Here is a 15,830-nt window from a genome sequence, read left to right as displayed (position 1 = left end):
GGCGCGGGTCAGCGCATCGCCCTTTTGCGGGCGCCGCTGCGCCGGACCAGCACGACGATGGTGACGATGATGGCGATCAGGAAGCCCACGCCCGGAAGAGCGATCATCGCGACCGTGCCGCCGACCAGCTTGCCCACGCTGCCCATGATCTCCTTGCCGACGCCGAACCTGACGCCATCGCCCTCACAGGAGACGTTGTAGGCGCCCGCGATGGGGACGCCGATCTGGAAGACCATCTCCCACGTGGCGTCGCCGTACGCGATCGTCTGGGAGGCGGTCGGCTGGGTGAGCCTGATGTCCAGGCCCGCGTCGCCCTCGACCTTGCAGGTGACATCGCCCGCTTGGTCGGACGAGGCGTAGATCGCCGGCTTGTCCTTCGGGTCGAGTTGGACGTTCACCTTCTCGCCGCTCTTGAACGTCGTGATGGAGGCGGCGTCCTTGATGGTGGAGGTCAGCCCGCCCGCGAAGCCGGCCACTCCCACGACGATCAGGATGACGAAGAGCAGCCAGGCCAGGATGATCCACAGGATCCTGGGCCGCACGGGTCCCTGCGGAGGCGGCGTGCCGTAGGCGCCCTGCGGGTACGGTGTGCCCTGCGCGTACGGCGAGCCCTGTCCGTACTGCGTGGGCTGCCCGTACGGCGTGGCCTGGTTATACGGCGAAGACGGGCCCCGGACGTCGCCGGGGAGGGGGTTCTGATTCTCGGTCATGGGTCGGACCATAAGGAATGCGACTTGTGAGCTGATTGCGACCGGCTTGCCGGGTTGGCCGGATTGGTGTTATCGCACCCTGTGGGCGGTAGCCGTACACTTGGCACTCGGGAACACGGAGTGCCAGACACCGCGTTTCCCGATGCACAGGGAGGTGACACTTTGCTCGACGAACGCAAGCTGGCCGTGCTTCGTGCCATCGTCGAGGACTATGTGTCCACCAATGAGCCGGTGGGGTCCAAGGCCCTCGCCGACAGGCACAACCTCGGCGTGTCACCGGCCACCATCAGAAACGACATGGCGGCGCTCGAAGAGCAGGGCTACATCCACCAGCCGCACACCAGTGCGGGACGGGTGCCGACGGACAAGGGCTACCGCCTGTTCGTCGACCGCCTCTCCCAGGTCAAGCCGTTGTCCGCGGCGGAACGCCGTGCGATCGAGACCTTCCTCGCCGGTGCCGTGGACCTGGACGAGATCGTCATGCGGACGGTCCGGCTGCTGGCCCAGCTCACCCGGCAGGTCGCCGTGGTGCAGTACCCCTCGCTGACCCGGTCCACGGTCCGCCACGTGGAGATCGTGCCGCTGGCGGAGCGGCGCGTCATGCTCGTGCTGATCACCAACACCGGCCGGGTCGAGCAGCGCGTGATCGAGTTGCCCGAGACCGTCGCGGACGACCGCATCGCTCACCTGCGCGCCGTGCTGAACGCGTGCCTGGACGGCTGCGGCCTGTCCAGGGTGCCGGACACGGTGGCGGAGCTGCCCGATCGGCTGCCCGCCGAGGACAGGCCGGTGGCCGCCACCATCCTGTCGGTGCTGCTGGAGACCCTGGTCGAGCGGCACGAAGAAAAGATCGTTTTCGCCGGTGCCGCCAACCTGGCGGCCGCCGACTTCAGCGTGGGCCTCCGCGAGGTGCTCGAGGCGCTGGAGGAGCAGGTCGTGCTGATGCGGCTGCTCGGCGAGACCGGCGACCTGTCGGGGCTGACCGTCCGGATCGGCTCCGAGAACCCCTACACCGGACTGCGCGGCACTTCTATCGTGGCCGCGGGATACGGTGCGGGCGACAAGGAACTGGCCCGGCTCGGAGTGCTGGGCCCGACGCGAATGGACTATCCGGTGACGATGGGTGCGGTGCGCGCGGTCGCGCGTTACGTCGGGCAGATCCTGGCGGGGTCATAAGTGGCCAAGGACTACTACGGCACCCTCGGGGTGCGGCGGGACGCCAGCCAGGAAGAGATCAAGAAGGCATACCGCCGTCTTGCCCGGGAGCTGCACCCGGACGTCAATCCGGATCCTGAGACCCAGGAGCGGTTCAAGGAGATCACACAGGCCTACGAGGTCCTCTCCGACACCAACAAGCGCCAGATGTACGACCTCGGAGCCGATCCGTTCAGCTCCGGCGCGGGCGCCGGGGCCGGCGGGTTCGGCGCGGGATTCCCGTTCAGCGACATCATGGACGCCTTCTTCGGCTCCGCCGGAGGCTCGCGCGGACCACGCTCCCGGGCCAGGCGCGGCCGTAACGCGACGATCCGGGTCGAGCTCGACCTGGCGGAGACCGCGTTCGGCACCACCCGCGAGATCGTGGTCGACACGGCCGTGCTGTGCGAGGTCTGTCACGGTTCGGGCGCCGCCGCGGGCACCCACCCCGACACCTGTGACATGTGCCACGGCCGGGGCGAGGTGTCGCAGGTCACCCGCTCGTTCCTCGGCCAGGTGATGACCTCGCGGCCGTGCCCCCAGTGCGGTGGCTACGGCAGCGTCATCCGCAACCCCTGCCTCGAGTGCTCCGGCGAGGGCCGCGTCCGCACCCGCCGTACGATCAAGGTCCGCATCCCCGCGGGCGTCGAGGACGGCACGCACATCCAGCTGGCCGGCGAGGGCGAGATCGGCCCCGGCGGCGGCCCGCCCGGAGACCTCTTCCTGGAGATCGCCGAGCGTCCGCACCAGATCTTCGAGCGGCGCGGCGACGACCTGCACTGCACGGTCCAGATCCCGATGACGGCCGCCGCTCTCGGCACCATCTTGTCGATCGAGACCCTGGACGGCACCGAGGAGATCGACGTACGGCCCGGCACCCAGGCGGGCCAGGTCATCCCGCTGTACGGCAGGGGCGTCCAGCGCCTCAACGAGACCGGCAGGGGCGACCTGCTCATCCATGTGAACGTCGAGACGCCCATGAAGCTCGACGCGCAGCAGGAAGAGCTGCTCAGAGAGCTGTCCAAGCTGCGCGGTGAGGAGCGGCCCCCCGGGAAGTTCTCGCCGGGGCAACAGGGCTTCTTCTCCCGGCTGAGAGACGCGTTCAACGGTCGCTGACACCATGATCAGGCTCCTGGTGACGCCATGACCGCTCCTGTCTTCCTGGCCGATCTGTCCGGTGTGCTGCCCGGTGGCGCGCCCGTCGCCCCCGGTGATCGTGTCCTGCTGGACGGCCCCGAGGGGCGGCACGCGGCCGCCGTCCGGAGGCTGCGCCCGGGGGAGCGGCTCGACCTGACGGACGGCGCCGGCCGGGTCGCCGAGTGCGTGGTCCGCGACGTGGCCAAGGACTCCCTCACCGCCGAGGTGCTCCGGCGGTACGACGTGGAGGCCGCCCGGCCGCGCCTCGTCGTGGTCCAGGGGCTGCCCAAGGGCGACAGGGGAGAGCTCGCGGTCGAGATGATGACCGAGGCGGGCGTGGACGTGATCGTTCCGTGGTCCGCGGCGCGCTGCGTCACCCAGTGGAAGGGCGAGCGCGCCGCCAAGGCCCTCGCCCGCTGGCGGAGCACCGCGCGCGAGGCCGGAAAGCAGGCCCGCCGCTTCCACCTGCCGGAGGTGGCCGAACAGGCGAGCACCGCCCAGGTGGCCGAACTGCTCGCCGGGGCCGAGCTGGCTGTCGTGTTGCACGAGGAGGCCGCCCAACCCCTGACCGGCCTGTCCCTGCCGCGGAACGGCGACGTCGTCGTGGTCGTCGGCCCCGAAGGCGGCATCACGGACGAGGAGATCGCCGCCTTCCGGGCGGCGGGAGCCGTACCCACCCTGCTGGGCCCGACGGTGCTGCGCACCTCGACGGCGGGGGTGGCCGCCGCGGCGGTGATCCTGTCACGCTACGGCCGCTGGTGATCCGCGGAGCCGTGTGACGGCTCCGCTCCCGACGCCGGTCGGCGCCTACGGCGTGGGCGTCTCCGCGGGGGGTTCCGGAGTGACCACGTCACTCGCCGACGGGCTGGGCGTCGGTGAGGGCGACGGCTTGGGCGTGGGCGTTCCGCACTGACCTCCGGAGCAGCCGGTCGGCGTGCGGTTCGGGCTCGGGCCGGTGGACGGGCTGGTCGGCGGGGCCGGTGTCTCCGTCGTGAGACACATCGGGGAGCCCGACGCGTACGGCTCGACGGCCTGGGCCGGCGTCGCCGGAGTCGCGCACGGGTCACTCGGGGACGGCGTCGGCTTCGCCGGAGGGCTGTCCTTCGGCGTCACCACGGACGAGGCCTCGCTCCGGGACGGCGGGCTGTTGACGACCTGGGGCGGGGTGTGCACCGTCGGGGGGCGGTTGATGGAGGAGATGTCGGGGAGCCGGGAGTCGTCGCCCGTGTTGGAGACCGAGCTGTGCATCACCTGGGTGCGCAGGTCGGGGACGATCATGACGACCGTGCCCGCCACCAGCGCGGCGCCGGCCACGGCGGCGCCGACGCGCCACCAGAAGAGGCCGCGCAGTCCGCGCACGCCACGCTCGTCGATGCGGCGCCGGATGATGTCGAGCCCTTCGGGCGAAGGCACGACCGAGTCCGCCTCCGCCCGCATCGCACGGCGGAGGAACTCGCCGTACTCGTCGTCGGTGGGGAAGGTCATGAGAACTGCTCCAGTGCCATCCTCAGGGCGGCCATGCCGCGGGCCGTGTGACTTTTCACCGCGCCCTTGCTGATGCCCATCGCATGCGCGATCTCGGCCTCGGACAGATCCCCGTAGTAGCGCAGGACCAGTGCCTCGCGTTGCCGTGTCGGCAGATGGCGCAGTGCCTCGATGACCGCCGATCGCTCAAGCTCGCCGATCGCGCCGTTCTCGGCGCTCGGCGCGTCAGGAAGCCCCTTGGGGGCGTACTTCTCCACGACGGCGCGATGACGCAACACGGAGCGCGATCGGTTCACGACCGATTGGCGCAGGTAGGCGAGTGCCTTGTCGGTGTCCCGCAGGCGCCGCCAAGCCCCATGGATGGCGACGAACGCGTCCTGCACGACTTCCTCCGCGCTGGCCACATCTCTGACCAGCAGCACGGCGAGACGCACGAGTGACCGATAGTGCGCGCTGTACAGCGCGGTCACGGCCATGTCGGCATCCCATCCGACGGGCACCGCCCCCAGCGACCTGTCGGCCACGAGGGTCTCGGTGGTCACGTCAGTAGGACGCTCGTCCTCCCCGGGGGGTTTACGCTCTTCCGAATCATTAGGGGGCATGACCCAGTTGTGTCCTCGCCCGACACTAGGGGTGTTTTTGTCGGTGCAGTGTCGCACATTCACACTATCCGGGGGATCTTTCAACGGCATCACTGATTGGCAACGGCTACGCTTCTCGATCGTGACCGACTGCCTGTTCTGCAAGATCGTGGCCAGGGAGATCCCCGCCGACATCATCCTTGAGACCGAGCGGGCGCTGGCGTTCCGCGACATCAATCCGCAAGCGCCCACGCACGTCCTGGTCGTCCCCAAGTCACATCACAAGAACGCCGCGGCGCTCGCCCAGGCGGACGACGGCCTCGCCGACGACGTGCTCAAAGCATGCCACGACGTGGCCCTTCAGGAGGGCGTCTCCGACTCGGGATATCGCGTCGTGTTCAACACCGGTCTGGGAGCGGGCCAGACCGTGTTCCATGTTCACGCACATGTGCTGGGCGGACGCAGCCTGACGTGGCCTCCCGGCTAGCGGATAGCATGACCGTAGGAACTAGGGAGGCGAGCAGGCCGTAACGGCCGCCCATGTCCGAGTCACAGACCACCAACAAGACCCAGGCCAAGGTCCTCATCCCCGAGGGACAGGCGATGATCAGCCTGCTCGGCTCGCGTGACGAGCTGCTGCGGGTCATCGAGAAGGCCTTCCGCGCCGACATCCACGTGCGCGGCAACGAGATCACCATCACCGGTTCTCCGGAGGAGAGCGGCGTCGTCGTGCGGCTCTTCGAGGAGCTGGTGGAGCTCGTCGGCTCCGGCGCCGAGCTGACCACCGACTCCGTCGAGCGCAGCATCGCGATGCTGCGGATGACCAGCGACCGGCCCGCCGAGGTGCTGTCCTTGGACATCCTCTCCGCGCGCGGCCGGACGATCCGCCCCAAGACCGTCAACCAGAAGCGGTACGTCGACGCGATCGACAAGCACACGATCGTGTTCGGCATCGGCCCCGCCGGCACCGGCAAGACGTACCTCGCGATGGCCAAGGCCGTGAAGGCCCTGCAGAACAAGCACGTCAACCGCATCATCCTGACGCGGCCCGCGGTCGAGGCGGGGGAGCGGCTGGGCTTCCTGCCCGGCACCCTCTACGAGAAGATCGACCCCTACCTGCGGCCGCTCTATGACGCGCTGCACGACATGCTCGACCCCGACTCGATCCCGCGGCTGATGTCGGCGGGCACGATCGAGGTCGCCCCCTTGGCGTACATGCGGGGACGCACGCTGAACGACGCGTTCATCATCCTCGACGAGGCGCAGAACACCTCGCCCGAGCAGATGAAGATGTTCCTGACCCGGCTGGGGTTCAACTCGAAGATCGTCGTCACCGGTGACGTGACCCAGATCGACCTCCCCGGTGGGCAGGACAGCGGCCTCAAGGTCGTCCAGAACATCCTCCACGGCATCGACGACATCCACTTCAGCAGGCTGACCAGTGCCGATGTGGTCCGGCACCGCCTGGTGAGCGACATCGTCGACGCGTACGGCAAGTACGACGCGGCCATGGCGTCGGAGCCGCGGGCGATCGACAAGCGCCCCCGGGGGAGACGGTGAACGTGAGAACGGAACGGCGCGGCCCGCGCTCCCTGCCCGGGTCGCCGAGCGAGGAGAATCGGTGAGCGTCGAGGTCGCCAACGAGTCGGGCGTCGAAGTCGACGAGGCGGTGTTCGCCGAGCTGGCCGGTCACGTCCTGGGAAAGATGGGGATCAACCCCCTCGCCGAGCTGTCCATCCTGATCGTCGACGAGCCGGCGATGGCCGAGCTGCACGAGCAGTGGATGGGCGAGCCCGGCCCCACGGACGTGCTCGCCTTCCCGATGGACGAGCTGCGTCCCGGCCCCGGCGGGGGCCGCGACGAGGACGCGTCGCCGGATCCGGCGCTCCTCGGCGACGTGGTGCTCTGCCCGCAGGTCGCCGCCAAGCAGGCGGCCGAGGCGGGACACGGCACGCAGGACGAGCTGGAGCTGCTCTGCACCCACGGCATCCTGCATCTGCTCGGCTACGACCACGCCGAGCCCGAGGAGCACGCCGAGATGTTCGGACTCCAGGGCGAGCTGCTCGAGTCGTGGCGGGAGGCGCGCGGGAAGCGGTGAGCGACCGATGAACGGCTGGTTGTTCTCCGCCGTCGTCCTGATCGTGGTCGGCGGCCTGCTCGCAAGCGCGGAGACGGCGTTGTCGCGCATCTCCCGGGTGCGTGCCGAGGAGTTCGTCAAGGAGGGGCGGCGCGGCGCGGGGCGTCTGCAGGCCATCGTCGCCGACCCGCCGCGATACCTGAACCTGCTGCTCCTGCTGCGGCTGATCTGCGAGCTGGTCGCGACGGTGATCGCGACGCTCCTGTTCATCGACTGGCTCGGTGACAAGGGGCAGGCATACGCCGCGGCGGCGATCGTGATGGTCCTGGTCAGCTACGTCATCGTCGGCGTCTCGCCGCGTACGCTCGGCCGGCAGCACGCCGACCGGGTCGCGCTCGCGAGCGCGCCTGTCGTGTACGGCCTGACCAGGATCTTCGGCCCGCTGCCGAAGCTGCTGATCCTGCTGGGCAACGCGCTGACGCCCGGCAAGGGGTTCCGCGAGGGACCGTTCACGTCGGAGGCCGAGCTGCGCGACCTGGTGGATCTCGCCGAGGAGCGCCGGGTCATCGAGCCGGACGAGCGAGAGATGATCCACTCGGTCTTCGAGCTGGGTGACACGCTGGTCCGCGAGGTCATGGTCCCGCGCACGGACATGGTCATCATCGAGCGGCACAAGACCCTCAACCAGGCGCTCTCCCTGGCCCTGCGCAGCGGCTTCTCCCGCATCCCCGTGACCGGTGAGAACGAGGACGACGTGGTGGGCATCGCCTACATGAAGGACATCGTCCGCCGGATGCAGGACACCGGCGACGGGACGGCCCGGGTCCAGGAGCTGATGCGCCCGGCCACGTTCGTCCCGGACAGCAAGCCGATCGACGACCTGCTGCGCGAGATGCAGGCCAGGCAGATCCACCTCGCCATCGTGATCGACGAGTACGGCGGCACCGCCGGCCTGGTCACGATCGAGGACGTGATCGAGGAGATCGTCGGGGAGATCACCGACGAGTACGACCAGGAGATCCCCCCGGTCGAGTGGCTGGAGGACGGCTCCGTACGGGTGACGGCACGGCTGCCGGTCGACGAACTGGGCGAGTTGTTCGACCGCGAGATCGAGGTGGAGGACGTCGACACGGTCGGCGGGCTGCTCGCGCACGCTCTGGGCCGGGTGCCGATCGCCGGTTCCGAGGCCACCGTCGACGGGCTGCGACTGATCGCGGAGAACCTCGCGGGGCGCCGCAACCGGATCAGCACCGTGGTGGTGCGTCCGGTCGAGCAGGGGGAGCAGGGACCCGTCACGACCCGGGCGGAACAGGAGTAATGTCCCGGATTCTCGGGACTCCGCAGCTCTGCCGCACGGGACTACCTGCTCTGTAGGGTTTTTCCGTGGCGACATTCCGGGTTCTTGGTGCGTTCGACGCCATAGGGGACAGGGGACCGGCAGAGCTTGGCGGACCGCGGCAGCGCTCAGTGCTCGCGCGGCTGCTGGTCGCACGGGGGCACATCGTTCCGGTCGAGCGGATGATCGACGATCTGTGGCGGGATCAACCGCCCCCGAGCGCGCTGGCCTCCATACAGGCGTACGTCTCGAATCTCCGGCGGGCGCTGGAGCCGGACCGCACGGCGCGCACGCCGGCGCGGGTGCTGGTGACGATCCCGCCCGGATACGCGATCCGCGACGGAGACGTCGACGCGTGGCGGTTCGAGGAGCTGGTGCGCAAGGGGGCCGAGGCGCTGGCCGGCGGAGACGCGAGGATGGCCATCCACGAGACGGACCAGGCGCTCAGATTATGGCGCGGTGCGGCCTACGTCGAGTTCGCCATGGCCGACTGGGCGGTCACCGAGATCATGCGCCTGGAGGAGCTGCACGCCATGGCCGTGGAGCAGAGGGCGTCGGCCGCCGTGGCGCTCGGCGCTGCGGGCTCGGCCGTCGCGGACCTTCAGGGGCACGTCGCGGAGCACCCGCTGCGCGAGGAGGGCTGGCGGCTGCTGGCCATCGCGCTGTACCGCCAGGGCAGGCAGGGGGACGCGCTCGCCGTGCTCCGCCAGGCCCGCGGCCGGCTCGCCGACGAGCTGGGTGTCGACCCGGGGCCCGCCCTGCAGCGGCTGGAGAGCGACATACTCGCCCACGCGGCCTCGCTGGAGCCCGCTCACGCGGTGATCGGAGGCGCGGCTGGAGACGTGACCGGCGCGGCCGGGGGTGTGGCCGGGGGAGTCAGCGATATCAGGATCGTTCCCGAGTCTCCCACCATCGAGGCAGACCGACTGGTCGGTAGGGATCGGGAGCTGGCCCAGTTGCTCGGCCGCGCCACGGGCGTCGCCCTGATCGGCGGCGAGGCGGGTATGGGCAAGTCCGCCCTCGCGGGGGCCCTCGCGGCCGAACGATCCCGCGAGGGATGGCGGGTGGCCGTGGGCAGGTCTCCCGAGACCGAGGGAGCCCCCGCGGGATGGGCCTGGGCGGAGATCCTCCGGACGCTGATGGCGGACGTCATGCCGCGCGGGGCGCTCGCCGTACAGATCCGGCGGCTTCTCGGCGAGCCGACCGAGGGCGAGCGCGGGCAGGAGGACACGGACGTGACCGCCGAGCGGTTCCGGCTCCGCCGGGCGCTCGCGATGTACCTGGCGGAGGTGGCACGGGAGGCGCCCCTGCTGCTGGTCCTCGACGACATGCACCGCGCGGACGAGGAGACGCTGGCCATCCTTGTGCACCTGGCCGCCGACCTGAGGGACGTGCCCGCGTTGATCGTCGGAACATTCCGACAGGAGGAGGCCGAGCGGCTGGCCGAGACGTCGGCGGCGCTGGCCCGGTACGAGCCCCTCCGGATCGTCCTGAGCGGGATCGGCCGGGACGCCGCCGCCGAACTGCTCACCGCGGTCTCCGGCGCCGAACTCTCGGACGAGACCGTCGACGCCGTGGCCGAGCGCACCGGGGGCAACCCGTTCTTCCTCCGGGAGACCGCCCGGCTGATCACGGCCGAGGGTGAGCCCGCGGCCGTGTCCGCCGTCCCGGCGGGCGTCCGCGACGTGCTGCGACGCCGGTTCGTCCGGCTTCCCGTACCCGCACAGACCACGCTCCGCGAGGCCGCGGTGATCGGCGGGAGCCTCGACGTGGACGTGCTCGCGGACGTGAACGGCGGAGGCGAGGACGGCGTGGTCGACGCGGTGGAGGCGGCGCTGATGGCCGGGCTGCTCGTCGAGCCCAAGGGGGGCGGTCTGCGGTTCGCGCACGCCCTGGTCCGGGACACGCTCTATGACGACATGTCGCGGTTGCGGCGCTCCCGCACGCACGCCCGCGTGGCCGAGGTACTCGAACGGCTCCGCCCGGACGAGGTGGCGGCGCTGGCCCACCACTTCGCGGCGGGAGGGGAACGTGCCAAAGCGGCGCGGTACAGCGCGCTCGCCGCCGAGCAGGCCGAGAGGCGGTTCGCCTACCGGGAGGCGGCCGCGCTCTGGCAGCAGGCGCTCGACCTCGGCGACGGGGAGGACCTGGAGCTGATCATGCGGCGGGTCCAGGCGCTGGCTTTCGGCAACCAGCTCGCCGCCGCCCGTGAGATGCGGGAGCGGGCCATCGGCCTGGCGCTGCCCAAGGCCGATCCCGAGCTCGTCGCCCGCGTCATCGGCGCCTTCGACACGCCGTCGCTGTGGAGCACGAGGGACTACGGCGTGGTCTCCTACGAGCTCATCGAGGCCATCGAGGCCACGCTGCCGATGCTCCCGCCCGGCGACGGCGCGGCCCGGTGCGCCCTGCTCACGTCGCTGGCGTTCGAGCTCGAAGGTGAGCCGACCACGCGCGGGGTCGAGGCCGCGGACGAGGCGCTCGCGATGGCCCGGCGGCTCGGCGACGCCCATGCCATCGTGCGGGCGCTCAACGCCCGGCACTTCCACACCTTCCGCGAGGACGGCCTCGCGGACCGGCGGCGGCTCGGCTCGGAGATGCTGCGGCTGGCCCAGGCACACGGCATGGCGATCGCCGAGGTCGTGGCCCACCTGATCCTGATGCAGCAGGCGCTGGGTGTCCTCGACTTCCCGCGGGCGGAGGAGCACGCCGGTCACGCGGAACGGCTCGCCGAACGGCACGACCTCGCGATGCCGGGATCCCTCGTGACCTTCTACCGGGCGTTCCGGTGCGCGCTGGTCGGTGACTTCGACGAGGCCGCGCGGTTCTTCCGCACCGGTGCCCGGGCGCACGCCGCCGTGGGGGCGTGGCGGTTCGAGATCGGCCTGTCGTACATGGGGAGGTACTGCCTCGGACTGCTCCGTGGCGACCTCACGGACCTCCTGCCGGAGGCCGAGCTCATCGCCGAGCACTGGGCCGTCGCCGTGGAACCGTACGCGCTCGCGCTGGCCAGGGCCGGGCGGGTGGCGGAGGCGACCAAGGTCGCGGGCACGCCGCGGCCGATCCGGCCCGACTACTACGGGCGCCTGTTCCTCGTGGTCCGGGGCCTGCTCGGAGTGGCCATCGGTGACCGCGACAGGGTGATGGAAGCATACGAGGCGCTCGTGCCGTACCCGGACAACATCGTCACCAACGGCTCCGGCCTCGTCCCGCTGTGGCCGATCGCCCAGGTGCTCGGAGATCTGGCGGCCTATCTCGGCCGTCCCGACGAGGCCGCCGAGCGGTACGCCACCGCGCTCCGCATGGCCGACGGGGCCGGCGCCACGGTGTGGGCCGAGGCCGCCCGTCAAGGTCTCGCGGGTATCACCCGGGGCACCTGATCCGGCCGGTCCCCGTCGTACAGGGTCCACTCGGTGACGTCCAGCCGGTAGAGCCGCTCGCCGGGCGAGAGCCGTACGGGATGGTCGGGGATCTCAGTGTTCTCGGGCAGCTCGCGCGCGGTGCCGGTGAAGGTCACCCCCTCGGCCGGGGCGTGGCCGTCCCCGCCGAGACTCACGATGCACCCGGCCACCCGGATGTCGGACCGCAGGTCGTGCGCGTGCGGCCGATCATGGTGGGCGATGAAGTAGAGCCGGTCGGGTGAGAACGTGGCGTGGTACCGGACGTTGCAGAGCGCGGGGGAGCCGTCGGTGCGCAGGGTGGCGAGATGCATGAGAGCGCCTCGCACAGGGGCGCCGGACAGCCGCCGCTCCAGTTCGCTAATCACTGTTCCAGAGTGCATTCGGGCAGTTGGAAGCCCCTAGGCCGGTGCATGGCGGAGCTGGCAAGCAGGTCGCAAGTCGTCTCCAAGTGCGATAGAGGACGATTCCTTCAGACGCCCAGGAGGGGTTCGGGGCGTTCAGAGGGGAAGAACCGGCGCGCCGGGAGGGGTTCGCGGCGCACCGGCCCACTTCCATACGGGGGAGTCCATGGGGCCTCTCGCCCGACTTGATCGGGTGAGGGGCCCATTTTGATTACTGAGAGTGATTGCGGCTTTTGCTGCCGGGAAGAAAGCCGTCGGCGGGGATCTTCCGGACCCGCCGGCGAACAGGGGAGACCGGAATGCGGATCATCGGCGGAGCTGTCTGCGCGTCCGCCGCCTGCCTGCTGGCCGCGCTGGCGGGCTGCGGCGCCCATGAGGAGGCGGGTCGGCGGGCCGCGCCGAACTCCGGGCAGTTGAAGGTCCTGCTCCGGGGGATCGAGGACATGCCCCAGGGGTTCTCGGACCGTCAGCGTGAGCGGTGGCGCCCGCCGTTCCGTGCCAAGGACGGCGACTGCCGTGCGCTCTTTGACGCGGCGGCGGGCCGGCCGCCCGGACGAGGGCTCGTTGCCGGGGCCGCGACCACGTACGAGGGCGATCACCTCGGCGAGTCGGCGGCCGTCGGGCTCGCCGTCTACGGGGAGGACGCCGCCGACGGAGGGCTCGGCCGGTTGGAGCGGGCCATGCGGGGATGCCGGGTCGCCGCCGCCGGAGGCGCGGGAAAGGGCGACAGGCTGCGGGTGTCGAACCTGCGGATCCCGGACGTCGGCGACGGCGCCGAGGCGCGGCGGTTCAGGGGCCGGGTCGGCGGATATCCGTACGAACTACACCTCGTGGTGGCGAGAGAGGGGAACGCGCTGATCACCCTCGTCCACGGAGGCGTCACGTCTCCGGATGTCAAGGGCACCGAGGAACTGGCCAGGGTGCTTGCCGGAAGGGTCAGTACCCTTGAGCTGTGACAGAGACACTGGACCCCGAAGACCACAAGATCATCACCCTGGCCAGGTCGGCCCGCGCCCGTAACGGCTCGGCCGAGGGCGCCGCCGTACGGGACGAGACGGGGCGCACCTACGTGGCGACGAACGTCGCGCTGCCCTCGCTCGAACTGTCCGCGACGCAGGTGGCGGTGGCGATGGCGGTCTCCAGCGGGGCGGCGTCTCTGGAGGCGGTGGCGCTGGTCAGCGAGGCGGACGAGCCTGGCGAGCAGGACATCGCCGTGGTCGAGGACCTCGGCACCGCGACCATCTTCCTGGCCGGTCCCGACGGTGTGGTGAAGGGCCGGTACATCTGACGTGAGTACTCCCGAATTCCGCGCCGGTTTCGCCTGCTTCGTCGGCCGGCCGAACGTGGGCAAGTCCACGCTGATGAACGCGCTGGTCGGCACGAAGGTGGCCATCACCTCGTCCAAGCCGCAGACCACGCGCCGGGCCATTCGCGGGATCGTGCACCGGCCCGACTCCCAGCTCGTCATCGTGGACACCCCCGGCCTGCACCGGCCGCGTACGCTGCTCGGCGAGCGGCTGGACAGCCTCGTGCTGTCCACGTTGACCGAGGTCGACGTGATCGGCTTCTGCGTGCCCGCCAACGAACCGATCGGCAAGGGCGACAGGTTCATCGCCGAGAAGCTCGCGGCGCTCAAGAAGACGCCGCTCATCGCCGTGGTGACCAAGTGCGACCTGGCGAGCAGGGAGCAGATCGCCGCGCAGCTGCTCGCGGTCTCGGCCCTGGCGGACTTCCAGGAGATCGTCCCGGTGTCCGCCGAGAGCGGGGAGCAGCTCGACGTGCTCGCCGATCTGCTGACCGCGCGGCTGCCCGAGTCCCCGCCCCTGTACGCCGGAGGCGAGCTGACCGACGAGCCCGAGCAGGTCCTGGTCGCGGAGCTGATCCGCGAGGCCGCGCTGGAGGGGGTGCGCGACGAGCTGCCGCACTCGATCGCGGTCGTGGTGGAGGAGATGACCCCGCGTGAGGGCCGGGACGACCTCCTCGACATCTACGCGTTCATGTACGTCGAGCGGCCCTCGCAGAAGGCGATCGTGATCGGTCCGGGGGGCGCCAGGCTCAAGGACGTCGGCACCCGGGCCCGCAAGCAGATCGAGGCGCTGCTCGGCACGCGTGTCTACCTCGACCTGCGGATCAAGGTGGCCAAGGAGTGGCAGCGCGATCCCAAGCAGCTCCGCCGCCTCGGTTTCTACGACTGAGGCTCTCCCGCGTCGTCAAGACGCCGTAGGCGGCCTTCTCCGCGCGCTTCTCCACGATCACTACCTAGCTGAGGACGTCGACGTCACAGCCAATCCCGGGGGCCCGAGCGAGGCGCGCATCCGTGGTGAGCAGGCGGCAGCCGTAGGCTTCCGCCGCTGCCACGTAGGCGGCGTCGTAGGTGCTGAGATTTCCGCGCAGTTCCCACATCCGTGCCAGGAGGATCCGGGTGTGGGGTGTGACAGGTTGGATCTGGTGCAGAGCCGCCACGGCGTCCGCCGCGTGATCTGGACCGATCTTCCCGCCCAGGTGATTCCCTCTGACCACAGAGAGCACCTCCACGAGCCAGTGCTCCGGAGCGATCCAGTCGGGGTCGCGGGACAGCGCGTCACGGCAGGTCTTCCCGAGGGGCCCTTCGTCCAGCAGGGCGAAGGCGAAGACGGATGCGTCTACGACGATCACGTGTCGATTTCCGGCAGCCCGAGAGCGGTGTCGCGATCCGCGCGCGCGGCGTGGAGGACATCAAGGACGTCATCCGATGACAGATGAGCGTTGTAGGACTTTCGGGAGAAGCGTTCCAAAGCGGCGAGATTGTCTTTTCTGCGCGCCTCGTTGGAGATCACGTCGAAGAGGTATGCCTGGAGCGACTGGCCGCGTGAACGCGCGATCTCCGTGAGTCGATCGCGAAGCTCCTTGGGCACATCTCGAATCTGGAGGGCAACCATGCATGCAATTCTACATGCATGCATGGCGGAGTACCCAGCCTTGCCGTTCTGACCTCATACATTCGGCGCGGTCGCGCGGCGTCACTCCAGTGGACGAGGGCGGCGGATGAGGGCCGTGGCGGACAGGGCGGCGACGAGGACGGAGGCGAGCAGGGCGGCGAACCAGCCGTACTGGATCGTCGGATGAACATCGACCAGCCCGGGGATCCGGAAGCTGAGCCGATCGCCCCAGTCCTGCGGGTCCGTCAGGAACATGGCGAGCGCGAGCGCGGCCACGGCTCCGGGCAGGATCGCCAACCCGGTGAACAGGCGGCCCCGCGTCATCCCGGCAACGCCCAGCAGCGTGGCGGCGATGCCCGCGCCCAGGACGAACCAGCCGGAGCCCCTGTCGACGCCGCGGATCGCATGGGTGAACTCGGTGCCCATGAGGCCGAACTCCGCCGTGACTCCGGCCCAGGGCAGGATCGCGGTGACGGCGAGCACGAGACCGGTGACGACCACGGCCAGCGAGAGCATCGTCCCCGCGCCGCTCCTGGCGGGAACTCCCTGCGGGGACGAGGTGAGATCAGCCACGATCACCAGGCTACGGCTCA

At 70.3% G+C, this 15,830-nt stretch carries 18 protein-coding genes; 11 read left to right on the top strand and 7 right to left on the bottom strand.

The genetic code is table 11. The annotated features are described in order from the left end of the window. Nucleotides 1–8 precede the first annotated feature (8 nt). On the bottom strand, nt 9–710 hold the full coding sequence (locus AB0I59_RS11865) for a hypothetical protein (protein WP_061257563.1): 702 nt from the start codon (nt 708–710) through the stop codon (nt 9–11). A 162-nt stretch (nt 711–872) separates the two neighbouring features. Between AB0I59_RS11865 and hrcA the strand changes: the two genes are divergently transcribed. Genes hrcA through AB0I59_RS11850 form a run of 3 tightly spaced genes read left to right on the top strand, consistent with a single transcriptional unit; the run spans nt 873 to nt 3,803 of the window. Continuing rightward, nucleotides 873–1,886 (top strand): heat-inducible transcriptional repressor HrcA, encoded by a 1,014-nt coding sequence (hrcA, locus tag AB0I59_RS11860; RefSeq protein WP_061257562.1) that lies wholly within the window; start codon nt 873–875, stop codon nt 1,884–1,886. Continuing rightward, nucleotides 1,887–3,020, top strand: a complete 1,134-nt coding sequence (dnaJ, locus tag AB0I59_RS11855) for a molecular chaperone DnaJ (protein ID WP_061257561.1) — start codon at nt 1,887–1,889, stop codon at nt 3,018–3,020. It abuts the gene before it with no gap. Between the two features lie 27 nt (nt 3,021–3,047). Next, nucleotides 3,048–3,803, top strand: a complete 756-nt coding sequence (locus tag AB0I59_RS11850; protein WP_358132234.1) for a 16S rRNA (uracil(1498)-N(3))-methyltransferase — start codon at nt 3,048–3,050, stop codon at nt 3,801–3,803. A gap of 45 nt (nt 3,804–3,848) precedes the next feature. Here the strand turns inward: AB0I59_RS11850 and AB0I59_RS11845 are convergent, their stop codons facing one another. Continuing rightward, nucleotides 3,849–4,526: a hypothetical protein gene (locus tag AB0I59_RS11845; RefSeq protein ID WP_358132232.1), complete on the bottom strand. Its 678-nt coding sequence runs from the start codon at nt 4,524–4,526 to the stop codon at nt 3,849–3,851. Next, nucleotides 4,523–5,002: a SigE family RNA polymerase sigma factor gene (locus tag AB0I59_RS11840; RefSeq protein WP_061257740.1), complete on the bottom strand. Its 480-nt coding sequence runs from the start codon at nt 5,000–5,002 to the stop codon at nt 4,523–4,525. The genes AB0I59_RS11845 and AB0I59_RS11840 overlap by 4 nt, the downstream gene beginning before the upstream one ends. 247 nt (nt 5,003–5,249) lie before the next feature. On the opposite strand from AB0I59_RS11840, the gene AB0I59_RS11835 reads away from it, so the two are divergent. The 5 genes from AB0I59_RS11835 (at nt 5,250) to AB0I59_RS11815 (ending at nt 11,897) form a co-directional block, all read left to right on the top strand. Continuing rightward, complete coding sequence (locus AB0I59_RS11835; protein ID WP_358132231.1) at nt 5,250–5,594, top strand: histidine triad nucleotide-binding protein; 345 nt, start codon at nt 5,250–5,252, stop codon at nt 5,592–5,594. Between the two features lie 53 nt (nt 5,595–5,647). After that, nucleotides 5,648–6,667 carry a PhoH family protein gene (locus tag AB0I59_RS11830; RefSeq protein WP_061257558.1) on the top strand — a complete coding sequence of 340 codons (1,020 nt, stop codon included), beginning with the start codon at nt 5,648–5,650 and terminating at the stop codon, nt 6,665–6,667. Nucleotides 6,668–6,728: 61 nt separating this feature from the next. Continuing rightward, entirely contained in the window at nt 6,729–7,205 is a 477-nt protein-coding gene (ybeY, locus tag AB0I59_RS11825) for an rRNA maturation RNase YbeY (protein ID WP_061257557.1), read from the top strand. A 7-nt stretch (nt 7,206–7,212) separates the two neighbouring features. Further along, the gene (locus AB0I59_RS11820; RefSeq protein ID WP_061257556.1) at nt 7,213–8,502 is read left to right on the top strand and encodes a hemolysin family protein; all 1,290 of its coding nucleotides are present in this window, start codon (nt 7,213–7,215) and stop codon (nt 8,500–8,502) included. A gap of 65 nt (nt 8,503–8,567) precedes the next feature. Beyond that, a complete protein-coding gene (locus tag AB0I59_RS11815) occupies nt 8,568–11,897 on the top strand; it encodes an ATP-binding protein (protein WP_358132229.1) in 3,330 nt (1,109 codons plus the stop codon). Here AB0I59_RS11815 and AB0I59_RS11810 read toward each other — a convergent pair. After that, the gene (locus AB0I59_RS11810; RefSeq protein WP_358132227.1) at nt 11,864–12,283 is read right to left on the bottom strand and encodes a pyridoxamine 5'-phosphate oxidase family protein; all 420 of its coding nucleotides are present in this window, start codon (nt 12,281–12,283) and stop codon (nt 11,864–11,866) included. The two genes, AB0I59_RS11815 and AB0I59_RS11810, sit on opposite strands and share 34 nt — an antisense overlap. Before the next feature lie 335 nt (nt 12,284–12,618). Here AB0I59_RS11810 and AB0I59_RS11805 point away from each other — a divergent pair, with 335 nt between their 5' ends. From AB0I59_RS11805 to era, 3 genes are read left to right on the top strand one after another with little or no spacing between them, the layout of a single operon-like run. Continuing rightward, nucleotides 12,619–13,275 carry a hypothetical protein gene (locus AB0I59_RS11805; RefSeq protein ID WP_061257553.1) on the top strand — a complete coding sequence of 219 codons (657 nt, stop codon included), beginning with the start codon at nt 12,619–12,621 and terminating at the stop codon, nt 13,273–13,275. Beyond that, a complete protein-coding gene (locus AB0I59_RS11800; protein ID WP_061257552.1) occupies nt 13,272–13,607 on the top strand; it encodes a cytidine deaminase-like protein in 336 nt (111 codons plus the stop codon). Before AB0I59_RS11805 ends, AB0I59_RS11800 begins: the two co-directional genes overlap by 4 nt. A 1-nt stretch (nt 13,608) precedes the next feature. Beyond that, on the top strand, nt 13,609–14,514 hold the full coding sequence (gene era, locus AB0I59_RS11795; RefSeq protein ID WP_061257551.1) for a GTPase Era: 906 nt from the start codon (nt 13,609–13,611) through the stop codon (nt 14,512–14,514). Between the two features lie 64 nt (nt 14,515–14,578). Here era and AB0I59_RS11790 read toward each other — a convergent pair whose 3' ends face one another. The 3 genes from AB0I59_RS11790 to AB0I59_RS11780 form a co-directional block, all read right to left on the bottom strand. Continuing rightward, nucleotides 14,579–14,974 carry a type II toxin-antitoxin system VapC family toxin gene (locus AB0I59_RS11790; RefSeq protein WP_061257550.1) on the bottom strand — a complete coding sequence of 132 codons (396 nt, stop codon included), beginning with the start codon at nt 14,972–14,974 and terminating at the stop codon, nt 14,579–14,581. Further along, on the bottom strand, nt 14,971–15,237 hold the full coding sequence (locus AB0I59_RS11785; RefSeq protein WP_061257549.1) for a hypothetical protein: 267 nt from the start codon (nt 15,235–15,237) through the stop codon (nt 14,971–14,973). The genes AB0I59_RS11790 and AB0I59_RS11785 overlap by 4 nt, the downstream gene beginning before the upstream one ends. Nucleotides 15,238–15,318: 81 nt before the next feature. Next, complete coding sequence (locus AB0I59_RS11780; protein WP_358132224.1) at nt 15,319–15,810, bottom strand: hypothetical protein; 492 nt, start codon at nt 15,808–15,810, stop codon at nt 15,319–15,321. Between the last annotated feature and the right edge of the window lie 20 nt (nt 15,811–15,830).

Origin of the sequence: Microtetraspora glauca, assembly GCF_040656155.1 — a bacterium.
Taxonomy (GTDB): domain Bacteria; phylum Actinomycetota; class Actinomycetes; order Streptosporangiales; family Streptosporangiaceae; genus Microtetraspora; species Microtetraspora glauca.
This window is presented reverse-complemented; position numbering and strand designations above follow the sequence as displayed.